The following is a 23,483-nucleotide window of genomic DNA, read 5'->3' as shown; positions in this document are numbered from 1 at the left end:
ATTTTTTAGGTAGAATAAAATAAAAATTAAAAAAAGGAAAAGCATGCTAACTAAAAGATCTCAAGTTTTAGAAGAATCAATCACTCTAGCTATCGCCTCTCTTGCAAATGAGTTAAAAGCTAAAGGAGAAGATATTATCAGTTTTTCAGCTGGGGAGCCTGATTTTGACACCCCTAGAGCTATAAAAAATGCTGCCATTGCTGCTATTGAAAAAGGCTGTGGTAAATATACTGCAGTTCCTGGAATTAGCGAAGTTTTAAAAGCTGTTCAAACTAAATTAAAAAGAGATAATAAGCTAGATTATGAAACTAGCGAAATTATAGTCAATGTTGGCGCTAAACATTCTCTTTTTCAGTGCATAGAATGTTTAGTTGAAAAAGATGATGAAGTTATCATCCCTGCCCCTTATTGGGTTAGCTATCCTGAAATGGTTAAATTTGCAGAGGGAAAGCCTGTATTTATAGAAGGTTTGGAAAAAAACGGCTTTAAAATTACTGCTGAGCAACTTCAAAAGGCTATCACTCCAAAAACAAAGGTTTTATTACTCAATTCTCCATCAAATCCCATAGGTTCAATTTATAGTAAAAAAGAGCTTTTAGAGATTGCTGAAGTTTTAAAAAATACAAATATAGTAGTTTTAAGCGATGAAATGTATGAAAAACTTCGTTATGATAATACCGAATTTATAGCATTTGCAAGCTTAAATGAAGATACTTTAAAACGTACAGTAACGATTAATGGGCTTAGTAAATGCGGTGCTATGCCTGGTTGGAGATTTGGTTATATGGCTAGCAAAAATAAGGCCTTAAATTCAGCTGTTAAAAGATTGCAAGGGCAAAGTACTTCTAATATCTGTTCCATCACACAATACGCCGCCATTCCTGCACTTAATGGAGAATGCGATCAAGATATAGAAACTATGCGTCAAGCTTTTGAAAAGCGTCGTAATATAGCTTTAGATATCTTAGAAAAAATTCCAAATATTAGTTTTTACAAACCTGAAGGTGCGTTTTATCTTTTTATCAATATACAAAAAATTGAAAAAGATTCTATGAAATTTTGCAAAAAACTACTCGAGGAAGAAAAAGTAGCTGTTGTTCCAGGGGTTGGTTTTGGCATGGATGGATATTTTAGAATTTCTTATGCTACAAGTGAAGATTTGATTAAAAAAGGTTTAGAAAGAATTGCGAAATTCGTAAAAAATTATCATTAAATAAATATTGCAAATTTAACAAAATAAATTTTTGTTAAATTTGAACTTTAGGTTTTTTAAGGATAGTATTTATTCTTTGGATATTATCTGACTTGCTTAAACTAAGTCTTACTATAGAATCTTCCAATCCACCTAAAGAATGTGAAATATCAGCTTTTAAGCTTATCATATCTAAAGTATTTAGCTCTATTCTTTGATTTTGCACTTCAAACCAAATTTTACCGCTTAAAACTTGAACATGAATGTCAAATGGAGCTTTATGCTCTCTCATGATACTATCTTTAGCAAGTAAGATTTGTATTTCTTTGCCTCTTTCATCATCGATTAAAACATTTATTTTAACCTCTTTTGGACTAAAATTTGCCTTATTCCATTGAGTTATTTTCATAAATTCTCCTTTATTGTCTCCACCAAAAATCCTGCTTAAACTCATCACCTATTTTATAACTTTCTCCCATTTTTGGTGTTATAAAAGCTATATCAAGATTTTTATAAAGAAATTCTACAACCTCATTCCAAGCATGAGTTCCTGCTAAAAATCTTCCCCAATGTATAGGCATTAAAGCTTTTGCATTTAGATCTTTTGCTTCTTGTAAAATTTGATCTGGAAAAGAATGCGAAAAAGGCCAAGCTTTATTAAATTGTCCGCTTTCAAGACAAACAAGATCAAATTCTTTAAAATATTCTCCAATTCTTTTAAAATGTGTAAAATATCCACCATCGCCACTAAAAAATACTTTTTTACTTACGCTTTTAAATTCCATCACAAAAGAAGCCCAAAGGGTTTTATTTTTACCATCTCCACGACTAGAGCTATGTTGTGAAGGTGTTGCGATGATATTTAAATCATTAAATGCAATGCCTTCCCACCAATCAAGCTCTATGATCTTTTTTTCACTCACTCCATAGCTTTTAAGATAATTTCCTACTTTTAAAGGTGTGATAAAAAATTTCGCTTTATCTTTTAAGGACTTTATGCTTTTTGCATCCAAATGATCAAAATGAGAATGCGTTATAATCACTGCAAAAATTTCACTAAAATCATCCGCACTATAAACAGGAGCATTTTTAAAAGCACGGTTTATAAAAGAAAAAGGTGAAGCGTGAGTGTTAAAAATAGGATCAATTAAAATTTTATACTCTTTATAACTTACAAAAATCGAAGAATGCCCTAACCAAGTAATATGAGGTGAATTAAAATCGCTTAAATTGGGTTTATAAAAAGGAAGTTTAAAAGGAGCAATGGCATTTTTAGGGTAAAGAAAATAATACTTCAAAATTTCTTTAAAAGAAACCTTAAATCCCGCATGACTTTTGTTATTTTCATTTAGAAATATTTCGTATTTGCCTTGCACTCTTTTAGCTTTTAGCCTTTTCTTTCCATCGCAAAGATCAAATTTATAATACATGTTCTTTGATTTCTTCGCGGATCATATTAAACATTTTATTTATAATCTTATCTTTAAAATTGGAATTATTGTTAAATTCATTGAAAAAAACCGAATTTAAAAACAAGACCTTTTGAAATTGTTCATTAAAAATTTCTTTAAATCTAATATGAGCATTTTGGATATCTGCGGATTTTAAAGAATTGCGATCTTCTTCATTTTTTACAATTTTATTTTTAATATTATAAAGAATTTCTGCTCTTTCATTTTCTTCTTCAAAATTTATACCGCCTTGCTTGGTATTGAATTCTTTTATAATATTAAGAAGTTCTTCTAATTGACTTTGAGGTTTATTGGAAGTATTAAGCATGTTAGGCTTTAGTTCTCCATTGCCTTTTAAAATGATATCTTTGGTTGCTTCAAGCTCTATGCGATAAGCTTCTAAGCTTATATTATCTAAAATTTCACCCATAGCTTGTGCTTTTGGTAAGATGATCTTAGAAATAAGTTTTTTAAGTAAGATATTAAGTTTTTCTAATTCACTATCTTCATAAGGCAAAATTTGCGCAAGAAAAGAATATGCATTGATGTATTTTTTTGCTTTATTGTAAAAATCTATTTTTACTTCTTCATCTTTTGCATTAAAACGCATTATCATTTGATCTAATTTAGCATGGATGATATTTTCTCTTTCTTTTCTTAAAATAGCACTAGCAAAATCGTCAATTTCTATCTGAGTATAAATTTCATAGCTATTGAGCTCTACTTTAAGATCATAAATTTTATCCTCACTATCTATATCTTTAAATAAATAAGTTTGTTCATAAAAAACACTAAAAGATTTTTCTATATCTTCATGAGTATTGACAAAATCTAAAACGAAAGTATCAAATTTATTTTGGCAAATTCTATTAAGCCTTGATAAGGTTTGAACGGCACTGATTCCACTTAAGGCTTTATCAACATACATTGTATGCAAAAGCGGTTCATCAAATCCGGTTTGATACTTTTGTGCAACGATTAAAAAACGATACTCATCTTTTTTAAATTCTTCTTTTAAGATAGATTCTGAAAAACCATTTAAAGAACTTTCGCTATAAGTTTCACCTCCAAAATTTAAATCCCCAGAAAAAGCTACTATGGCTTTAAATTTAGGATAATATTGGCTTAAATACCTTTTAAAAGTCAAATAATACTTCACAGCATTTTCTCTTGAGCTGGTAACAACCATAGCTTTTGCTTTTGCTGCGATCTTTTTAAAGCTATTTTGAAAGAAATGCTCGATCATGATTTTTGACTTTTCTTCTATGGCTTCGATATTGCCTTGCACATAGGCTTTTAATTTTGCATTGGCTCGTTTTTTATCGTATTTTGGATTTTCATTTGTATTTGATACGATTTTATAGTAACTTTTATAAGTGGTGTATCCTTTAAGCACATCAAGTATAAACTTCTCTTCTATAGCTTGTTTCATAGGATAAAGATGAAAAGGGATAAATTGTTTAATGCCATCAACCATACAAGCATTTCCAAACATTTCTAAGGTTGTTGATTTTGGTGTCGCTGTAAATGCAAAATATGATGCGTTAGGTTGAAATTTTTTACTTTTGATAAGCTCGATAATCTCATCTTCTAAATTCTCATTTTCTTCAGCACTTTTACTTCTAATAACCTCTGACATTTTTTCTGTATTTTTTCCACCTTGGCTAGAATGTGCTTCATCGATGATAATGGCAAAATTTTTGTCTTTAAATTCTTTGACTTCATCTAAGATATATGGAAATTTTTGAATAGTAGTGATGATGATCTTTTTACCCTCTTCTAAAGCATTTTTAAGCTGTTTGCTTCCTTGTGTTATCGCCTCTACTACGCCTTGTTTGTTTTCAAAAGTTTTGATCGTGTCTTGAATTTGTCTATCAAGAATCTTTCTATCAGTTACTACTATGGTAGTATCAAAAACATTTTTTAATTTCTCATTTTGCATTCTATGTAAGCTTACAAGATTGTGTGCAAGCCAAGCTATAGAATTACTCTTTCCACTTCCTGCGCTGTGTTGGATCAAGTAGCGTTTTCCTACTCCATTTTCTTTAAGATCTTTAAGCAGTTTTTTAACAAGATCAAATTGATGATATCGAGGAAATATTATTGCATCTTTATCTTTTAAAATTTGCGCAAAATTAAAAAACAAATCCATTAAAGTATCTTTTTTAAAGATCTCTTCCCATAAATATGCCGTTTTCATCCCTTCACTTGGCGGATTACCAGCTCCGCTTGGTAGCCCTATTTTACCGCTTGAGTTATTTAATCCACGATTGAAAGGTAAAAATTTCGTAGCATTTTTTTGTAGCTTAGTGCTCATATAACAAAGATCACTATCTAGAGCAAAATGTATGATAGAATGACTAAATATAGGCTCTTTTGGATCCCTATCTTCTTTGTATTGATTTATAGCATCATATACATTTTGTCCGGTAAGGTAATTTTTAAGTTCTAAGGTGATGATGGGTAGGCCGTTTAAAAATATCACCATATCGAGTGAGTTTTTATTATAAGTGCTATAATACAACTGACGAACAACCGAAAAAATATTTTGTGTATAATTATACAAACTTTGCTCATTTGCATCGGTATTTGGCTTTGAAAAGGCTAGATAGATTTTTACCCCTTTGATCTCTACATAAGTTTGCAAAGCTTTAAGCATGCCTTGATTTTGAATTTGTGAAGAAACACGCTTATAAATTTCTTTTTTATAGTCTTCGCCTAAACGCTTTTTAAGCTCTTCTAATGCTTTATTTTGCGTAGCTTGTAAAAATTTTTCAAAAAGCTCTATATCAAGACTTAAATTTTTATCATAATCTTGAGAGCTTCTTTTTATATAGCCATTTTGGTTTATCAGGTATGATTCTATAAATTCTTCAAAATCTTTTTCTTGGTAATTAGTCATTGCTGGTTTCCTTTAGTCATCATTATGTCATAATGTTCAAGATGTCCCAAATATTCAAATACTTTTTTAAATGCTTCAAAAAATATATCGATATTGATTTCTTTTACATCTGACATATTACCCATAAAAGAATGGGATTCTCTATTGATATACCGACAAAAAGCTTCAAATTTCTTTTCTTTATCTTCATTCTCTATTTTTTTTATTATATCAATTGTATCTTTTTGAATAAAACCTAGAAAATATTCTAAAATATTTCTCATAGCATTAGGAATTAATATAGCATGAATTTTACCTTCTTTATAATCTTTTAAAATTTGCCAATAAGCTTGATAGTCATTTAAAATTTCATCTTCTTTCATTATATCGATATGAGATATGTAATTCTCATTTCTTCTAATTCTAAAAGTATAAATATCTTTTTTATAATCTTCTCTAAATCCTATTAATTCCTTAAAAAAATACAAATGGTGTGTTAAAATAAAAATTTGTTTATAACTACCATCTTTATTGCGTAAAAATATTTCTTTAATAAGTTGAGCTATATTATAAACATAATTAAAAGAAAGGCTAGAAATAGGATCATCAATCACGATAATTTTATCTGAATTTGTTTCATTTTTATCTTTTTTACCTTGACAGAGTTCTAAAAAATACAAAAATGAAATTAAAGTTTTTTCGCCTTCACTTAAAGTTTTAAAGCTAGGTTTATTTTCCCCTTCTCTTACGATAACATACTCTTGCTTTTCACCATCTTGAACTTTAATGTAAAAATTTAAAATTCCCAAGTGTCTTAAATGGTTATTTATTTTATTAACTGCTTCTTGGATATTAATCACTTTTTTTTGTTTATCTTTTATAATATTTTCTTTATCTTGTATATCATTTTTAATGCTTTTATTGTCTTTATTTAAAGCTTGTATTTTTGATTCTTCATCATTCTCATCTTTATTATATTTTTCAATAATTTCTCTTTTTTCAAAAATCACAAATTCCCAAAATTGTTTTTCTAATTTCTCTTTCTCATTTTTACAATTATCCAACTTGCTATTAAATTCTATGATTTTTTGTCCTATTTGCTTAATATAATTATTTAAATTTTGAAAATATTCATCAGTTTTTTCTAATTCTATTTTTTTACTAGGTTCTTTTATCTTTTCTTGAATTTTTTCAATATTTTTCTCAAGCTTTAAAGCTACTTCAGCGTATATTTTTTTAAATTCTAAGTCTTTATCATCTAAAATATTCTCTCTATAAAAATCTTCTATATTTGGTATTTTTGAAAATAAATCTTCATACTTGCTACTTAATTCTTTAATTTCTTTTATTTTATTTTCATATGTTTCATCAAAATAACCTTCCAAAAGACTTCTAAAATTTTGATCAATTGTTTCATTTTGACAAAATGGACAAATTTTAGAATCTTGCGGAATATATTTATCAAAACCTTCTTTTACCCAATCTCCATTTCCTAGTTGATTGATTAAATTTGCAATAATACTATCTTGATTACCTATTATAACTTCATTAAATATCGAGTTATTTTCTATATTCTGAAATTCTGTATTTGAAATTTCATTGATATTTTCTAATTTAACTTGTGTCACATCAGTAAGAATGTTATATTGTTTCTTTAATTCTTCTAAATTTATATTTTGATTTGTTTTATTAAGAGATAAAATTTGCTTTGCTTTAGAATTAATAAAATCAAGAAAATCTTCTTTTTTACGAATCTTTCCGATAAAGAAATCCCGAAAACTATCGCGATATTTTTCCTTAATCTCCCAAATACTATTTTTAAAATCTTCCTTTATTTCTTCTATTTTATCTTTTCTATCTTTTAATTTTTTTTCATTTTCTTCAAGTTTAGACCGCAATCCTTCTAATTCTTTTTGTAAATTTTCAATTTCTTGTTTTACACTTGTATTTTCTTTAGATAATGTAAAAATTCCTTGTTGTTTGTCTGTATTATAAAAATTTTCATTAATAAAATCTTGATTATAGACTAAAATTTTTTTATTATTTAAGCCTTCTACCTTACAATCTTTAAATTTTTCATCTTTTTGATTTGCTAAAAATTTAGAAATTTGTGTTTTTCCTGTTCCATTTAAACCATAAATCAAATTAATACGTTTATTTGTTTCTAGTGTTGTTTCATCTTTATAACTCGCTACATTTTTCATTGAAATTTTGGTGATCATCTTTACCCTTTATTTAAATCCATTCTGCCGCAGACGGCTTCGTTTATGAGTGTGGTTTTGTATTCTTTTATGAGTTCGATTTGCTTTTTGATTTTTGTTATAAGAGAATCGATTTTTTCGCATTTTTCATCTAAGAAATTTGCGATTTGCTCTTGCTCTTTTAATGGTGGGATAGGAATTTTAAATTCTCCTATTTCTTTAGTTGAAATATTTGGTTGTGCTGATCCATTGCAAGCAAGGTCAATAAGCAATGAAAATCCTCTAGTTAAAAAATAATATTTTACAAGTCTTAAATTTCCCCTAATAATAGCAACCCTTTGATTGATATAAGCTTTGTCACAAGTATTGCAAAATGCGATTTTTCCTGTGGTTGCTCCACTTAAAGCAATTAAAATATCATTATCCTTAATTAAAAATTGCTTCAAATTTTCTTTTTCTTTTGTTTTTAAACAATTATCATATACAACTTTTTCTTTTTGTATATCTCCGATACGAATAACAGGAATTTCAAAAGTTGAATCAAAATCAAAATTTTCAAAAGCATATCCATTTATAAAATTTACCATTTTGTTAATTTTTACCACTTCCCAATGTTCTGGAATTTCGCCAAGCCATTCTATGCCGCTATTTTTTAATTTTACATTTTTATCAAGCCCTTTGGTGATGGTTTCATTTATCAAGGCTTGTTTTTGTTCTTGCAAAAGCGAGAGGAGTTTTTCTTTTTTCTCTATAAAATTTTGGATTTTTTCGCATTTTTCATCCAAGAAATTTGCGATTTGCTCTTGCTCTTTTAATGGTGGAAGTGGAATTTTGATATTTTGAAAATCTTCATATCTCAAATTATTCATATCTAAACAAAGTCCATAGGAATTTTTTCCAAAATTATAAATCATTCTTTTTGATCTAAATAAATAAAAACTAAATTTAGCTATTATAAGTTCATTTGAGACAGCGACACAATAAGCGGGACTTACTATTCCTTTTTCAAGCATATTTACACCAACAGCCCCTTGCCACATTCTCATTTTATTATAAGTAATAGCACCTACAGGAACTATCTTATAATTGGACTTATCATCATTAGAAATATCTTTTTTGTTTACTATGTCATTTTGATATATAACTCCATTTGATATGGTTACCGACAATAAAGGATATTCATTCTGATTACATCTGGTATTGTATTCATCAAAACAATAACGAGTTGGCACTATCTCCCAATGTTCTGGAATTTCGCCAAGCCATTCTATGCCGCTATTTTTTAAATTTTTCATTGCATGATCTCGCCTAAAAGTTCCTGAACTTCTTTTTCTAAGGCTCTTAGTTCATTGTCTATCTCGTCCAAACTTCTTGGCGGTGTGTAGGTGTAAAAATATTTGTTAAAAAGTATTTCATACCCTACGCTTGCACTTTCCCAAGCGATCCAAGAATTTTTTACATAAGGTTTTACTTCATTTTCATAATACTCGCGTATATCTTGCTTGAGTGGAATTTTTTCTGTATTGTTGGTTTTATCGTTATCTATAAGACAATTTTCTTCACTTTTTTTGAGTTTTACGCCTAGAAATTTTATAAATTCTTCTTTACTTTCAAATTCTTTAGGATTTTTTTCCAATTCTTTTAATTTTTCTAAAATTTTGTCTTTATCTTTAAGTTTTGCAAATCTTTCATCAAGCTCTAAATTTTCGATACTTTTTGGCTTTTCTATAGTGATTTTAGTATAACCAAATTCGATATTATCTAAAATTTTGCTGTCTTCATTGCTGATGTTTTCCAAAAATAATTTAGTGATTTTTTCTAAGTGTTCTTTTGTCATCTCATTTTGTTTTGAACCCAAAGATTTTTTCATCTTAGAATAATACTTTTGGCTTGTTGCGTTGATAAGCTGAATTTTACCTCTTTTGTGTTTTGGTTTTTTATTGGCAAGGATCCAAATAAAAGTCGGAATTCCTGTATTGTAAAACATATTTGTAGGTAGTGCGATTATAGCCTCTAGATAATCATTTTCAATGATATGTTTTCTAATGGCCACCATACCGCTATCAGAATTAAAAAGCGAGCTACCATTATGCACACTAGCGATACGTGAACCCATAGAAGTATCAAATTTCATTTTGCTAAGCATATTTAGCAAAAACATCATTTGTCCATCACTTTTACTTGTGATACCTACGCTAAATCTAGGATCATCGCAAGTTGAATTTGAGCCTTTCTTTTCAACCCTTAGAATTTTTTGATCGTTTTCCCAAGATTTTCCATAAGGTGGATTGGTCAGCATAAAATCAAATTTTGTCTCTTTGTGCTGATCATCGCTTAAGGTTGAGCCGTATTTGATATTGTTAGGATCTTCGCCTTTTATCAGCATATCGGCTTTACATATGGCGTAAGTTTCTGGGTTGATCTCTTGTCCATAGAGATAAATTTTTGCTTTAGATTGTATGAGGCCTTGAGGATCTGTGATGAATTCTTTTGATTCGGTTAGCATCCCACCACTTCCGCAGGCATTGTCATAGATGAGAAAAATCTTATCTGGTTTGTTGATTTGTTCTTTTACGGGTAAAAATACAAGATGTGTCATAAGATCTATAATTTCTCTTGGGGTAAAGTGCTCCCCTGCTTCTTCGTTGTTTTCTTCGTTAAATTTACGAATGAGTTCTTCAAAAACATATCCCATACCAAGGTTACTTAAGCCTTCTTGTATAACATTGCCTTTGCTATCTAGTATAGGTGCTATGGATAAATTTATCTTAGGCGAGCAAAATCTTTCTATAACACCAAAAAGAATATTGGCATTTTCTAATCTATCTAGCTGATTTTTAAATTCAAATTTGGAAATGATATCTTTGATATTTTCACTAAAGCCATCAAGGTAATTTTCAAAATTTACTCTTATATTTTTAGGATCATTTAAAAGAGTTTGCAAGGTAAATTTAGAATAATTATAAAAGCCTAAGCCATTGCCTGTGCTCATACCTAAAAAATCAAAACTATCTATTTTATCTTTAAATTGCTCGTAAAGATCTAAAATCTTATCTTTTGTAGGCTCTAAAATCACATCCACTCTTCTTAAAACAGTCATAGGCAAGATAATATCGCGATATTTTCCCTTAACATAAACATCGCGAAGCAGATCGTCTGCTACTCCCCATATGAAATTTATGATTGGTTGAAAACGAGCTGTATCCATAAAATTCCCTTAAAAATAAAAAGAATTATAGGAAAATTTTGCTAAAAGTCATTTAAAAAATATTTGAATTTTAAAGGCCAAGCTAAAAAATAGCTTGGCGTGAAGATATAAAGAAGATTATTCTACTTCAGCATCGATAACATCATCGTCTTTTTTCTTTTTATCGTTAGCTTGTGCATCATCTTTTTTATACATATTTTCAGCTAATTTGTGAGAAACTTCGCTTAAAGCTTTCATTTTGCTTTCGATTTCTTCTTTGCTTGAATTTTCATTTTTTAAAGTCTCTCTTAGATCATCTAAAGCTTTTTGTATATTTGCTTTTTCATCTTCTGGAACTTTTTCTCCAAGCTCATTTAAAGATTTTTCAACTTGATGCGCTAAGCTATCTGCTGCATTTCTTGCATCTACAGCTTCTTTACGTTTTTTATCTTCTTCTTTGTGAAGTTCTGCATCTTTTACCATTTTTTCGATTTCTTCTTCACTTAGACCGCTTGAACCTGTGATTTTAATCTCTTGTGCTTTACCTGTTGCTTTATCTTTAGCAGAAACGGTTAAAATACCATTTGCATCGATATCAAAAGTTACTTCAATTTGTGGCATACCGCGTGGTGCTGGCGGAATTCCTTCAAGATTGAAATTTCCTAAAGATTTATTGTCACGGCTGAATTCTCTTTCACCTTGTAAAACATTGATAGTTACGGCACTTTGATTATCTTCTGCAGTTGAGAAAACTTGCTCTTTTTTGGTTGGGATGGTTGTGCCTTTTTCTATGATCTTAGTCATCACACCACCTAAAGTTTCAATACCTAAAGAAAGTGGAGTTACATCAAGTAAAAGCACGTCTTTAACATCACCTTTTATAACTGCACCTTGGATAGCTGCACCAATAGCCACAACTTCATCAGGGTTTACAGATTTGTTAAGATCTTTTCCAAAAGCTTTTTTAACTTCTTCTTGGACTAAAGGAACGCGAGTAGATCCCCCTACCATAACGATTTCTTTAATTTCATCTTTTTTAAGTCCCGCATCATCAACTACTTCATTAATTTTAGCAATAGTTTCAGCTACTAAACTTTCTATCATGCTTTCAAATTTGGCTCTAGTGATAGTTTTTGTTAAGTGTTTTGGACCACTTGCATCGGCTGTAATAAATGGCAAGTTAATGTTAGTTTCATTAGCTGAGCTAAGTTCTTTTTTAGCATTTTCAGCTGCTTCTTTTAAACGTTGTAAAGCCATTACATCATTTTTCAGATCGATTCCTGTTTCATTTTTAAATTCACTTGCAAGAAAATCGATTAATTTATTATCAAAATCATCTCCACCTAAGAAAGCATTACCACCAGTTGATAAAACTTCGACTACATTATCGCCTGTTTCAAGTACGGTAACATCAAATGTACCACCACCCAAATCATAAACAACGATTTTTTCGCTATCTTTTTTATCAAGTCCATATGCTAAAGCTGCGGCTGTTGGTTCATTGATAATCCTTAAAACGTTAAGCCCTGCGATGGTTCCAGCTTCTTTGGTTGCCTTTCTTTGCGCATCATTAAAATAAGCAGGAACAGTGATAACTGCATCCACTACAGTTTCGCCCAAGAAAGCTTCAGCATCTTCTTTTAACTTCATCAAAACCTTTGCTGAAATTTCTTGTGGAGTATAAATTTTTCCTGCAATTTCAATTGCACAAGCTCCATTTCTTTCAGTGATGTGATAAGGAAGTCTGCTTTTAGCTTCTTTAGCTGCTTCTTCGTTGATCATCAAACCCATAATTCTTTTAATAGAATATATAGTTTTTTCAGGATTGGTTACAGCTTGACGCTTTGCACTATCTCCAACTAAAATTTCACCCTTGTCAGTAAAAGCCACTACTGAAGGAGTTGTGTTTTTACCTTCTTTATTTGGAATTACTTTATTTTCTCCGCGTTCATAAACAGAAACACAAGAATTAGTTGTTCCTAAATCTATACCTATAACTTTACTCATTTTTTATCCTTTCGATTATAATTTATTTTGCTACACTTACTTTTGTCGGACGTATCACGCGATCGTTAATTTTATATCCTTTTTGTAAAACTTGCACGATACTTCCGCTTTCATGATCCGCACTATCTACATGAAACATTGCTTCGTGTAAATTTGGATCAAAGTCTTTTAATTCTTCTATGGTTTTAATACCATTTTTTTCAAGTTTTTTAACAAACAAATCTAAAGTATTTTGCACTCCTTCTTTGATTTTTAAACTGATTTCATCTTTTGCTTCAACATTTAAAGCCGCCTCTAAAGCATCTAAAACATCAAGCAAATCTTTCGCAAAGCCTTCATTAGCATAAAGCATTGCGGTAACTTTTTCTTTTTCCATTCTTTTTTTGATATTTTCAAATTCAGCGTTTGCACGCATATATCTATCTTTTAATTCATCGAATTCTTTTTGCAATTTATCTTGTTCATTTTCTTCATTGCATGTATTTTCTTCTTGCAAATTTTCGCATTCTTGTGAATTTTCATTTTCGACTTCTTGCTTTTGTTCGCTCACGCTGCCTCCTTTATTTGTTTTAATATTTTTTTATAATCAGTATAAACACTACCTGCTAAGATAATATTTACATCTTCGCCCAAAAATTGCCCATCTACTTTAAGCCCCATAAATCCTTCTTTAAACAAAGGTTCAAATTCTAAGCTATCTTTGAAATAATGATGCACACCGCAATCTAAGAGCTTAACAAATTCATCGTTTTGATAAATTTGATAAGCTCTTTCCTCATTGCTTCTATAATAAATCAAATTTTGTCTTAAACAAGTTATTTTATCTACAAGCTCCATAAAAGAAACTCTTAAAGCTATATTTTCTATGCTAAAAAGATCAAAACCGATTAAGGTTTTTAAAAATTCCCAAGCTTCTTTGGTGTATTTTAATACAAGCTCCTCATCTTCAAAATCCAAAATTATAAATTTAGCATTGAGATTAAAAATTTCTTTTAAGGTTAAATTTCTACCTCCATAGACCAAGCAATAAATTTCAAATTCTTTGCTTAATTCTTTTAAAAAAACCTCATTAGTAATCTTAATAAGATTTTCATTTTGTTTTTCTTTCCAATAATTTTGCCAATAATTTTGCATTGTTAAAACAGTTGGAATTCTACCGCTACTTATATGAAGTTGAGTGATCAATCCTTCATCACTCAATCTTTTCAAATAAACGCGTATAGTTGATGCTGGAATGCATAAATTTAAATTAAGTTCGCTAGAACCTATAGGAACATTATCTAATAAATAAGTTTCGATAATAGAATCTAAAATTAAATCTTTTTTATCGTGATTTTTCATAACTTCCTTCCTTTAAAATTAGCACTCTCTTTTTTAATTGCTAAGGTTATTATACAACTTTGAGTGTTATTTTGTCAAGTATATATATAAAAAAATTTACTTAATTTAATTTAGTCTATATAACTAAAGTTTTATGAGTTAATATTATACAATATATTTTATTAACTTATATAAAGACACATTGAAAATATAAAAAATTCAATGTGTTATAAATTTATGAGGATTAAATTTGCATAAAAAGTTTGATATCTTTGTATTCTATTTTTTCTTGATCAAGTAAAAGTTCTGATAGTTTTAAAATTTTTTCTTTCATAGGACTTAAGAATTCATCCACTTCTTTTTTATATTCATCCAAATTAGCCTGTTCTATCATATCAAAATTAACCATATATTCTAGTAATTCTTTGATTTTTAAAAAGTCATTTTGTGAGTTTGTGTAGCTTTCATTGTAGATTAAATTCATAGCTCTAGAACCAGCTAGATAAACTTTGATACGATTAATAAGTTCAGATTTTGATCTAATATTTTTTTCATATTCTTTAAAGCGATCTTCAATAAGAGTAAATTTTTCAAATCCTATATCAAAATAATACGCACTTAAAGCTTTAGCAGCTTGATAAGTAGCTTGAATTTTCTTTTCTTCGTCATTAAAAGTTAAAATTTTCTTTTTACCTATAAGCACTTTATTAAGCACAGCATAAAAATCATTTTCTTCAACCAAAGTGCTATTTCTTCGTAAGGCATTAATTGCCGCTTCATTAACTAAAGTTTCAAGCCCTGCTCCGCTAAAACCAACGCTTGCTTTAGCAATTTTATTTAAATCAACATTGTTATTTTTATCTTTCATATAAATTTTTAAAATTCTAAGTCTATCTCTAAAATCAGGCAAGGATAAAAAAATTCTTCTATCAAAACGTCCTGAACGCAATAAAGCTGGATCCATAAGCTCTATTTTATTTGTAGCTGCTATAACGATAACGCCATTATTGTCTTCAAAACCATCCATTTGAGTTAAAAGCTGATTTAAAGTGCTATCCCTTTCAACATTTGACATTTCGCCTCTTGCTTTTCCTACTGCATCAATTTCATCAATAAAAATAATACTTGGCGCCATCATCTTAGCTTTAGAAAAAAGCTCTCTAACTCTTTTAGCACCCATCCCGACATAAATTTCTACAAAACTAGAGCCACTTTGATAAAAAAACGGAACCCCAGCTTCTCCTGCAACAGCTTTAGCTATGAGAGTTTTTCCTACTCCTGGTGGTCCAACCATCAAAACTCCTTTAGGCATTTTTACGCCAAATTCTTTATATTTTTTAGAATTTTGCAAAAAATCTACCAATTCGCTTAATTCCATTTTTACTTCATCAACGCCTGCAACATCTTTAAAGGTTATATTTGAAATTACGGGCTTGATATTAGAACTCTCTAATTGAGTATTTTGACTTAAATTGGATGCTTTATTTGTAGAAATTGGATATTTGGCAATTTCTTTTTTTTTCAAAAAAGAAAAGATTAGAAAAAATAAAATAATTAAAATAATAAAAATACTTATTATCCATAAAGTATTATCTTTTTTTATCTCAACTGGAACTTTAGTTAAAAGGGTTTTTAGATCTATTCCATCTTTAATAACTGCATAATTTCCTTCTTTGGTTTTTAACAAAACTTCTTCACTATTTATAATGGCTTTTTGGATTAAATTTTGACTTAAAAGACTTTGATAAAGACTTTCATCAATATATTTTGGTTCATTTTTAATATATAAAATTCCAAAAAGAACACATAAAATCAAAAAAGATATTAGTATGATTTTTTTATTTTTCATTTCTTAGCCTTGTAAATTTGAAAAATTATATTTTTCTTGTATTTCATATCGGTCTATTAATAACCATTCTTTAGCTATATCACGATCGCTTTTTATTTTTATTTTATTAAAAAATTGGTCATAGCCCTCAAAAAGACCATCTTTTTGAGTTTCAACTAAAATTTCAAGTGGAGCTTTATTTTTCTTTCTAAATTCATAATTATTTTTTTCTACAATATCTTTTAAAAGATTTAATCTTTCTTTGGCCACATCCCCACTCACAAGATCTTCTTTCATGGTAGCTGAGTGAGTATTATTTCTAGGACTAAAAATAAAAGCGTGTATATGAGTGAGTGGAAAATTTTTAAAATGATTTAAAGCTTCACTCCATATATATTCGCTTTCCCCAGGATGTCCTACGATAAAATCAGTCCCTAAAGCAAAACCCTTACTTGCTATATGGTCAAAAAGTTTTAAATCATTATCAGTATGCGAACGCCTTCTCATAATACGTAGCATTTTTTCACTGGTATGTTGTAAAGCAATATGCAAATGTTTTTCAATCCAAGCTTCATTTAAAATTTCTAAAAAACTTTCATCAATTTGTGCAGGCTCTAAGCTACCAAGTCTTATACGCTTTATACCTGAAATTTTTCCTATTTTTTGTAAAAGTTTTCCCAAGGTTGTACCATTTTTTATACCATAAGATCCTATATTAGTCCCTGTTAAAACAATCTCAGAATAACCATTTTGTGCAAGAATTTCTACTTGTTTTAAAAGATCTTTTTCTTCTACGCTTCTTGATTTACCTCTTACACTAGGAATAATACAATATGAACATGCAAAATCACATCCTTCTTGAATTTTAACAAAAGCTTTAGTGTGATTTTCATACTCACAAACTATATCTTTATCTATAAAATTTAAATTTCCGAGCTCATAAAAACTTGTTTTTGCACTTAAAAATTTATTGATTTTATCTTTATTTGACGCTCCTAGTACGCCAAAAATTTGCTTTTGTTCTAAAAGCTCTTTTCCTTTACTTACAGCCCCGCATCCTGTAAGTATAACTTTAATCCCCTGTTTTTTCATGGTATTAATATATGATTTTATTCCGCTATCAGCTCCATTTGTAACCGTACAGGAATTTACAACTACAATTTGTGCTTCTTTTTCATTATTGGTAATTTCAAAATCTTTCACATAGCGTTTCAAAAGCTCTGTATCATAAATATTTGTTCTACAGCCAAAGGTTTTAAAAAAAACTTTTTCTTTCAATCTTTATTCCTTTATGGGAAAATTTTTAATTTTATGATTTAAATCCATTTTATCTAAATACAAATTTTGTGCTGGATAAGCGATTTTTATATCTCTATGTTTTTTAAATTCTTTAATAATTTCTTTACTAATTGTACTTCTAAGCACTAAGGCTGCATAAGAACTCGTCATATACCAAGCAGAAATTCTCATCCCCCAATGTTCAAAAAATACAAAAAACCTAGGATCTACCTTAGGATTTTTAATACTATATTCATCTTGCAAACGATGCATGTTTTTTCTTGCAAGTTCTGTGTATTTTTTTGAGTGATGAGTTACGATTTTTTCCACTATTTCTTGTGCTTTTTCAATATTGCTATCAAAACTGATATTAATATCAATACCATCAAGAATAGTTTTCATGCCATGATGAGTATAATTAGCCAATAAATTTGTAAAAACGTAATTATTTGGTATAAAGATAATACGACCACTGCGACGATTTTTCATGTAAGTTTCTAATGTAAGTTCTTCATAAAGAGTGATTCTTAAAAAAGAAATATCTATGATATCACCCACATAAGTAGTATCATTTTGAAAAACTTTAATACGATCTCCTACTCTAAAACTACCTCCAAAAACGATTACACACCATCCAAGCATAGACATAAACATATCTTTCATAGCAATTGCCAAACCTGCAGAAGCAAAACCTAATATCGTTACGAGATAGCTTATATTTTCTATGTAAGCAAAAAGTACAATAAGCAAAATAATATTGATATTAATAAAATTAATAATTTTGGTTGCTGTATAATATCTTTCATTATCTTTGATGTATTTTTTAGCAATATATTTAAGCAAAAACGAAACAGCAATAACAAAAACAATAAAAATAAGAATATTAAATGCTTTTAATGTTTGAAGTTTAATTTCAGAACTAACTCTTGAAATTTCTTCATCAATTTTTTTTTCATATACAGAATAAGAAGTACTGATAAAATTTAAAATTTGTTTAAATTCTTTTAATTTTTGATCAGATTGTTTTAAAGCTTGTATATTTTTAGGATTTGGATCAAAATCAACCAATTCTTTAAGTTCTAAATTCTTTTCTTTAATCCTATCAACTAAATTTTTAAATTCATTGAACTTAGATAGATATTCTTCTTTTTCTCCTCTTATTTTTTTAATATGAGAAAAAGCTCCAATTATAGCTAAAGGATTGGTAAGCTTTGGTAAAATTTCAACATGATTTGGAGCACTAAGAATTTGAGCAAAATTTAAATCTTTATATTCTTTTAACAAATTAAGCTGTTCTTTTAGATTATTGATTTTGCGTTTTATCTCTTCTTGTGTAAGAATATCTGTAGTTTTTTTAAGATCCAAATTTAAGACAAGAATTTCATCGTTAATATTTTGATATTTCATAAAATTTTCATATCTTATATTCCAAATACTTGCATTAATAATCGTATTTAAAGTATCAATTTTTTCTTGGATGCTCTTAGAAATAGTGCGATTAGCATCCGCAAAGGCTGTGATAAAAAATAAAGCCAAAATAATAATTTTTTTCATGAAAATTCTTTTAAAGTTTTAATGATAATTTTTAAATCAATATTATCTTTAATCAAACCCTTGCCTAAAGAGTGAGGAAGAATGAAATTTAATTTTTGATTGGAATTTTTTTTATCCATAAAAAAAGCTTCATAAAAAGCATTGATATTATCGATTTTATAATGTGTCGGTAGATTAAATTTTTTTAAAATTCTTTCGATTCTATGGCATTCTTTTTCGCTTAAAAGTTCTAAATTTAAAGCTAAACGATTTGCCATATTCATACCCATAGCAACAGCTTCACCATGTAAATATACACTATATTGAGTTAAATTTTCTATCACATGGGCAAAGGTATGACCATAATTTAAAAGCATCCTAAGATGATTTTCTTTTTCATCTTGTTCTACCACTTTAGCTTTAAGTTCTATGCTTTTAGCAATGATTTTAGAAAAAATTTCATTTTCACATCTTGCATTTAAAAAAGATTTTTCATCTATACTTTCTATAAAATCGAGTAAATTTTTATCAAATATAACTGCCATCTTAATAAATTCTGCTATACCAGCAGATAATTCTTTTTCGCCTAAAGTTTTTAAAAATTCACTCTCACAATACACAGCTTTTGGCTGATAAAAAGTTCCTATAAGATTTTTTCCAAAAGAATTATTGATTCCAGTTTTTCCACCAACAGCAGCATCAATACAAGCTAAAAGCGTCGTTGGGATATTAATAAAATCAATACCTCTTTTATAAATACTTGATACAAATCCTCCTATATCACTAATTACTCCGCCACCAAAACTTATTAGAATGCTTTTTCTATCGAGCTTAGAATTAAACATTTGATTTAAAATTTCTTCTACAGTATTTAAATTTTTATACTCTTCTCCATCTTTTATTGTAGCAATAAAAATTTCTTTAGCTTTAATTTTATTTAACAATTTTTTTAGATGAAGTCCTGAAATTTTAGGATTTGAAAGTATAAAAACTTTAGTATCAAATTCTAAATTTTCTAACTCATCAATATAAACTTTATACGCATTTTCTTTTAAATTAACTTTTATTTGCATTTTTTCACTTTTTTGTTTTATTCTTTATAAATTTATTTTATCAAATTAGGACTAATTATTCTCTTATTTTGCTTAAAGTTGCTTTATTCAACCGGTATAAAAAGTTGGTAATTTTCCTTCATCTTAGCATAATGTCTATTTAAATTTGTACTTAAACTTTTGCTAAAATTTCCACCTAAAAGCTCTTTTTCAAAGCTTACAAATTGCAATAAATCATTGCGGTATTGCAAATTTAAAAGAGGATTATTGTCTCTTTTATTAATAATTTGAATATTTTTATCATAAAGCTTAGACAAACTGCTAAAATATTCTTTCATATTGCTAATATTTTGAGAATTAGGATTATAATAATAAAGCGTTAAATTAAAATCAAGCTGTTTGCTAAAATCAGTAATTACATTTGCATTATTTTCAAGTTCACTTTCATTAGCACTTAAAATTACTGATTCTTTTAAATTTTCAAAACTGCATTTTCCTATTTTCAGTATAGGAATTTTTAAATCAAAAAATCTCTTTTTCTCTTTTTGAAAATGTTTATAATCTGTAATAAGCATCCCTATATCATTATTTTGCAAAAAAGAATTTAAATGAGTAAAATCTGTATTAAAATAATCAAAAAATATTCCTTCTCTTTCGTAAAATAACTCTTTTAATCTATAAAATATAGGACCGATTTTAGGATTTATTACTCTTATAAAACTTTTCTTTGCATTACTTTTTTCTTCAAGATATAAAGTTGTATTGATCAAATTTTCTTGAGCTTTTTCACTCATATTTTTCATATCAATGAGAGTGAAAATATTGCTTCCAAAAGGTATAGGAAATTGTCCTGCTTTATCCCTAATATTATGAAAAATACTTTGAAGAACAACTGGATCTCCTACAATTAAAATACTATCATTAGGCTCTAAAACAAAACTAGGCTTTACAAAATAGATTTTTGAATTTCTATAAATTAATACTATACGCCATCTTTTTTGCTGAATAGATCTAATATGCCTATAGGCAAAAATAGATCCTGAAGGAATTTTAACCTCCATTATTTCTCCCTCTCCAAGTCCTATATGCTGAGCAGTAAGAGCAATGTCTGGAAAAAAATTCATCAATCTGCGGCTTAAAGTCATTCTTGCATCAACTAAATTTGCATGGGAATCGCTAATACTTAAGCCCCAAAAATCCATAATTTCAATTTCTAAATTAATATCTAATAAACGTAAAGCTTCATAGGTTTTTTTTGCCTCAAATTCATCTTGCATATAAATAAAAGCTTGTTTAAATTCTTTACTCATAATCGTTTCAAGACGTGCTGTACTAGTAGGATCAAAGCGATATAACTCTAAATAATCACTTTTAATATTAAGTTCTTCTTGGCAAACAATTGTAAAAAAATATCCCAAACCTTTTTCAAAACAAAGCCTTTCTAAGAAATGCTTTGCTAAAATTCCATCAATTATAATTAAAATACGATTCATTATATTTATCTCCAAAAAAAGGAATTATATCAAATGGAATTTAAATTAAAGTATAAAGATGGTATGGCTAGAGTTTGTGAAATAACTACAGCACATAGTACTTTTCAAACCCCTATTTTTATGCCTGTTGGAACAGTAGGGGCGGTTAAGAGTCTTGATGCTAACGATCTTAAAAAAGAATTGGATGCAAAAATTATTCTTGCTAATACTTATCATATGTATTTGCGTCCTGGTTTGGGGGTAATTAGAAATTTTAATGGTTTGCATGGTTTTACTCAATTTGATAGAAGTTTTTTAACAGATAGTGGCGGTTTTCAAGCTTTTTCTTTAAGTAAAAATTCAAAACATTTTAATGAAGGTATAGAATTTAAAAGTCATATCGATGGAAGCAAACATCTTTTTACACCTAAAAGCGTTTTAGATATCCAATATACCTTTAAATCAGATATTATGATGATTTTAGATGATTTAGTTGCCCTACCTGCAACCAAAGAAAGAATTAAAATTTCTGTTGATAGAACTATTTTATGGGCAAAAGAAGCTATAGAGTATCATAAAAAAATGCAAAAACAAAATATAGGTTTAAACCAAAATATTTTTGGAATTATCCAAGGTGGAACTGACTATGAAGAAAGAAAACGTTGTGCTTTATCTTTAAATGAAATGGAATTTGACGGACTAGCTATAGGTGGGCTTAGTGTTGGAGAAGAAAATGTTCTTATGTATGAAACTGTAGAAAATTTAAATCCTTTTTTAGATGAAAACAGACCAAGATATTTAATGGGCGTTGGCACCCCTGAGGATCTGGTAGAAAATGTTGCACGTGGAGTAGATATGTTTGATTGCGTTATGCCAACAAGAAATGCTAGAAATGGAACATTTTTTACTAGTTTTGGCAAATTTAATATCAAAAAAGCAGAATTTATTAATGATCATGAACCCATAGATAAAACTTGTCAATGCTATACTTGCCGCAATTTCTCACGTGCTTATTTAAATCATCTTTTTAAAGCTAAGGAATTAACTTTTTTTCGCTTAGCAAGCTTGCATAATTTGCATTATTATCTTGATTTAGTAAAACAAATGAGAGAAGCTATTCAAAAAAATGAATTTAATAAATTTAGAAAAGATTTTTATTCTAAGAGGCTAAACAATGCAATATGATGATAATTTGGCTAAATTTTTAAGCAAAAATTCTAACACCTTGTATATGGATTTTTTAGGACAAAAAATTTTAATTTTATCTTCTTTAAATACTAAAACAGATAAAGAAAAGGTTCATGTTTTTGGTTTTGAGGATGAGTATATATTTAAATTAGAAAATACAGAATTTAAAATTTTTAATCTTAATGATTTTTTGAATATTATCCGTGCTAATTTAGATGAATATAAAGCTATAAATACGCATTTTGAAAATATTATAGAGCATAAAGAAAATATCCTTTTAAAGGGCAATTTGATTAAAAATTTTTTTAAAAAAAGTTTTATTTTAAAGCAAAAAATCAATAAAAATTTAAAAAGTCTTTCACTAATTAATGAAGCTTTAAATTTACTAGCCGAATCAAGTCCGCACAAAAAAGCCTTAAGGCCTTTGCTTTTTGGTATCAATATAGCCTTAAAAAATAGTAAAGAAATTCTAACAAGACTTAACGAATTGCACTTATTTATCAATGCAATTAAAAATGAGAGAATCAATCAAAGTTTATATTTTTTAAGCGTGCTTTCTGCGATATTTTTACCTCTAAATTTAATCGTAGGATTTTTTGGGATGAATACAAATGGATTATTTTTAAGTGGCGATAAAAATGCTACTTGGTATATTTTTACACTTATGTGTTTGATTTTAGCATTTGGGCTTATTGTTTATTATAAGAAAAGAAAAAAAGAATTGGAATTTGATGACAAAATTACTAAAAAACCAAACAAATAACCTATTTTTAAGAAAAATATTATATAATAGCGTCTTTAAAAATGCGCTCATAGCTCAGCTGGATAGAGCATTTGATTGCGGTTCAAAAGGCCAGAGGTTCGAATCCTCTTGAGCGCACCATTAAACTTCA

17 protein-coding genes and 1 tRNA gene are annotated in these 23,483 nt (G+C 28.4%); 4 read left to right on the top strand and 14 right to left on the bottom strand.

Annotation, left to right across the window (positions count from 1 at the left end):
• Positions 1–43: 43 nt before the first annotated feature.
• Entirely contained in the window at positions 44–1,213 is a 1,170-nt protein-coding gene (locus ACD570_RS04545; RefSeq protein WP_200281703.1) for a pyridoxal phosphate-dependent aminotransferase, read from the top strand.
• Between the two features lie 34 nt (positions 1,214–1,247).
• Here ACD570_RS04545 and ACD570_RS04540 read toward each other — a convergent pair whose 3' ends face one another.
• The 14 genes from ACD570_RS04540 to ACD570_RS04475 all read right to left on the bottom strand — a co-directional run bounded on the left by ACD570_RS04540 (position 1,248) and on the right by ACD570_RS04475 (position 21,423).
• On the bottom strand, positions 1,248–1,601 hold the full coding sequence (locus ACD570_RS04540; protein WP_200281705.1) for a cupin domain-containing protein: 354 nt from the start codon (positions 1,599–1,601) through the stop codon (positions 1,248–1,250).
• A gap of 10 nt (positions 1,602–1,611) precedes the next feature.
• Complete coding sequence (locus ACD570_RS04535; RefSeq protein WP_374269430.1) at positions 1,612–2,622, bottom strand: MBL fold metallo-hydrolase; 1,011 nt, start codon at positions 2,620–2,622, stop codon at positions 1,612–1,614.
• Positions 2,612–5,545 carry a type I restriction endonuclease subunit R gene (locus ACD570_RS04530; RefSeq protein WP_417904165.1) on the bottom strand — a complete coding sequence of 978 codons (2,934 nt, stop codon included), beginning with the start codon at positions 5,543–5,545 and terminating at the stop codon, positions 2,612–2,614. The genes ACD570_RS04535 and ACD570_RS04530 overlap by 11 nt, the downstream gene beginning before the upstream one ends.
• Complete coding sequence (locus tag ACD570_RS04525) at positions 5,542–7,746, bottom strand: AAA family ATPase (RefSeq protein WP_417904164.1); 2,205 nt, start codon at positions 7,744–7,746, stop codon at positions 5,542–5,544. Before ACD570_RS04525 ends, ACD570_RS04530 begins: the two co-directional genes overlap by 4 nt.
• A 2-nt stretch (positions 7,747–7,748) precedes the next feature.
• A complete protein-coding gene (locus tag ACD570_RS04520; RefSeq protein ID WP_337210839.1) occupies positions 7,749–9,020 on the bottom strand; it encodes a restriction endonuclease subunit S in 1,272 nt (423 codons plus the stop codon).
• Positions 9,017–10,933 carry an N-6 DNA methylase gene (locus tag ACD570_RS04515; RefSeq protein WP_417904163.1) on the bottom strand — a complete coding sequence of 639 codons (1,917 nt, stop codon included), beginning with the start codon at positions 10,931–10,933 and terminating at the stop codon, positions 9,017–9,019. The genes ACD570_RS04520 and ACD570_RS04515 overlap by 4 nt, the downstream gene beginning before the upstream one ends.
• Positions 10,934–11,050: 117 nt before the next feature.
• Positions 11,051–12,919, bottom strand: a complete 1,869-nt coding sequence (dnaK, locus tag ACD570_RS04510; protein ID WP_200283514.1) for a molecular chaperone DnaK — start codon at positions 12,917–12,919, stop codon at positions 11,051–11,053.
• 22 nt (positions 12,920–12,941) lie between these two features.
• A complete protein-coding gene (gene grpE / locus ACD570_RS04505; protein WP_200283495.1) occupies positions 12,942–13,469 on the bottom strand; it encodes a nucleotide exchange factor GrpE in 528 nt (175 codons plus the stop codon).
• Positions 13,466–14,260 carry an HrcA family transcriptional regulator gene (locus ACD570_RS04500; RefSeq protein ID WP_337209880.1) on the bottom strand — a complete coding sequence of 265 codons (795 nt, stop codon included), beginning with the start codon at positions 14,258–14,260 and terminating at the stop codon, positions 13,466–13,468. The genes grpE and ACD570_RS04500 overlap by 4 nt, the downstream gene beginning before the upstream one ends.
• Positions 14,261–14,483: 223 nt before the next feature.
• Positions 14,484–16,088, bottom strand: a complete 1,605-nt coding sequence (locus ACD570_RS04495; protein ID WP_200283490.1) for an AAA family ATPase — start codon at positions 16,086–16,088, stop codon at positions 14,484–14,486.
• Between the two features lie 3 nt (positions 16,089–16,091).
• Positions 16,092–17,345, bottom strand: a complete 1,254-nt coding sequence (gene mtaB, locus ACD570_RS04490; RefSeq protein ID WP_417904162.1) for a tRNA (N(6)-L-threonylcarbamoyladenosine(37)-C(2))-methylthiotransferase MtaB — start codon at positions 17,343–17,345, stop codon at positions 16,092–16,094.
• 3 nt (positions 17,346–17,348) lie between these two features.
• Positions 17,349–18,899, bottom strand: a complete 1,551-nt coding sequence (locus tag ACD570_RS04485) for a mechanosensitive ion channel domain-containing protein (RefSeq protein WP_417904161.1) — start codon at positions 18,897–18,899, stop codon at positions 17,349–17,351.
• The gene (gene aroB, locus ACD570_RS04480) at positions 18,896–19,951 is read right to left on the bottom strand and encodes a 3-dehydroquinate synthase (RefSeq protein ID WP_337196515.1); all 1,056 of its coding nucleotides are present in this window, start codon (positions 19,949–19,951) and stop codon (positions 18,896–18,898) included. The genes ACD570_RS04485 and aroB overlap by 4 nt, the downstream gene beginning before the upstream one ends.
• 83 nt (positions 19,952–20,034) lie before the next feature.
• The gene (locus ACD570_RS04475; RefSeq protein WP_200283478.1) at positions 20,035–21,423 is read right to left on the bottom strand and encodes a COG3400 family protein; all 1,389 of its coding nucleotides are present in this window, start codon (positions 21,421–21,423) and stop codon (positions 20,035–20,037) included.
• Between the two features lie 33 nt (positions 21,424–21,456).
• Between ACD570_RS04475 and tgt the strand changes: the two genes are divergently transcribed.
• From tgt to ACD570_RS04460, 3 genes are all read left to right on the top strand, one after another.
• Positions 21,457–22,587, top strand: coding sequence for a tRNA guanosine(34) transglycosylase Tgt (gene tgt / locus ACD570_RS04470; protein ID WP_200283475.1), 1,131 nt, complete (start codon positions 21,457–21,459; stop codon positions 22,585–22,587).
• On the top strand, positions 22,577–23,353 hold the full coding sequence (locus tag ACD570_RS04465; RefSeq protein ID WP_417904160.1) for a CorA family divalent cation transporter: 777 nt from the start codon (positions 22,577–22,579) through the stop codon (positions 23,351–23,353). The genes tgt and ACD570_RS04465 overlap by 11 nt, the downstream gene beginning before the upstream one ends.
• A gap of 43 nt (positions 23,354–23,396) precedes the next feature.
• A tRNA-Arg gene (locus ACD570_RS04460) sits at positions 23,397–23,473 on the top strand.
• The last annotated feature ends 10 nt before the right edge of the window (positions 23,474–23,483 follow it).

The organism is Campylobacter sp. LH-2024 (assembly GCF_048270605.1).
In the GTDB taxonomy this organism is placed as follows: Bacteria; Campylobacterota; Campylobacteria; order Campylobacterales; family Campylobacteraceae; genus Campylobacter_D; species Campylobacter_D molothri.
The sequence above is the reverse complement of the archived record's forward strand: the minus strand, read 5'-3'. Positions and strand labels throughout refer to the sequence as shown.

Bases quoted from the DNA above. Each gene is read 5' to 3' on its own strand.
- ACD570_RS04545 (WP_200281703.1), top strand. From the start codon at position 44: ATGCTAACTAAAAGATCTCAAGTTTTAGAAGAATCAATCACTCTAGCT.
- ACD570_RS04540 (WP_200281705.1), bottom strand. From the start codon at position 1,601: ATGAAAATAACTCAATGGAATAAGGCAAATTTTAGTCCAAAAGAGGTT.
- ACD570_RS04535 (WP_374269430.1), bottom strand. From the start codon at position 2,622: ATGTATTATAAATTTGATCTTTGCGATGGAAAGAAAAGGCTAAAAGCT.
- ACD570_RS04530 (WP_417904165.1), bottom strand. From the start codon at position 5,545: ATGACTAATTACCAAGAAAAAGATTTTGAAGAATTTATAGAATCATAC.
- ACD570_RS04525 (WP_417904164.1), bottom strand. From the start codon at position 7,746: ATGATCACCAAAATTTCAATGAAAAATGTAGCGAGTTATAAAGATGAA.
- ACD570_RS04520 (WP_337210839.1), bottom strand. From the start codon at position 9,020: ATGAAAAATTTAAAAAATAGCGGCATAGAATGGCTTGGCGAAATTCCA.
- ACD570_RS04515 (WP_417904163.1), bottom strand. From the start codon at position 10,933: ATGGATACAGCTCGTTTTCAACCAATCATAAATTTCATATGGGGAGTA.
- dnaK (WP_200283514.1), bottom strand. From the start codon at position 12,919: ATGAGTAAAGTTATAGGTATAGATTTAGGAACAACTAATTCTTGTGTT.
- ACD570_RS04500 (WP_337209880.1), bottom strand. From the start codon at position 14,260: ATGAAAAATCACGATAAAAAAGATTTAATTTTAGATTCTATTATCGAA.
- ACD570_RS04495 (WP_200283490.1), bottom strand. From the start codon at position 16,088: ATGAAAAATAAAAAAATCATACTAATATCTTTTTTGATTTTATGTGTT.
- ACD570_RS04485 (WP_417904161.1), bottom strand. From the start codon at position 18,899: ATGAAAAAAATTATTATTTTGGCTTTATTTTTTATCACAGCCTTTGCG.
- aroB (WP_337196515.1), bottom strand. From the start codon at position 19,951: ATGCAAATAAAAGTTAATTTAAAAGAAAATGCGTATAAAGTTTATATT.
- ACD570_RS04475 (WP_200283478.1), bottom strand. From the start codon at position 21,423: ATGAATCGTATTTTAATTATAATTGATGGAATTTTAGCAAAGCATTTC.
- tgt (WP_200283475.1), top strand. From the start codon at position 21,457: ATGGAATTTAAATTAAAGTATAAAGATGGTATGGCTAGAGTTTGTGAA.
- ACD570_RS04465 (WP_417904160.1), top strand. From the start codon at position 22,577: ATGCAATATGATGATAATTTGGCTAAATTTTTAAGCAAAAATTCTAAC.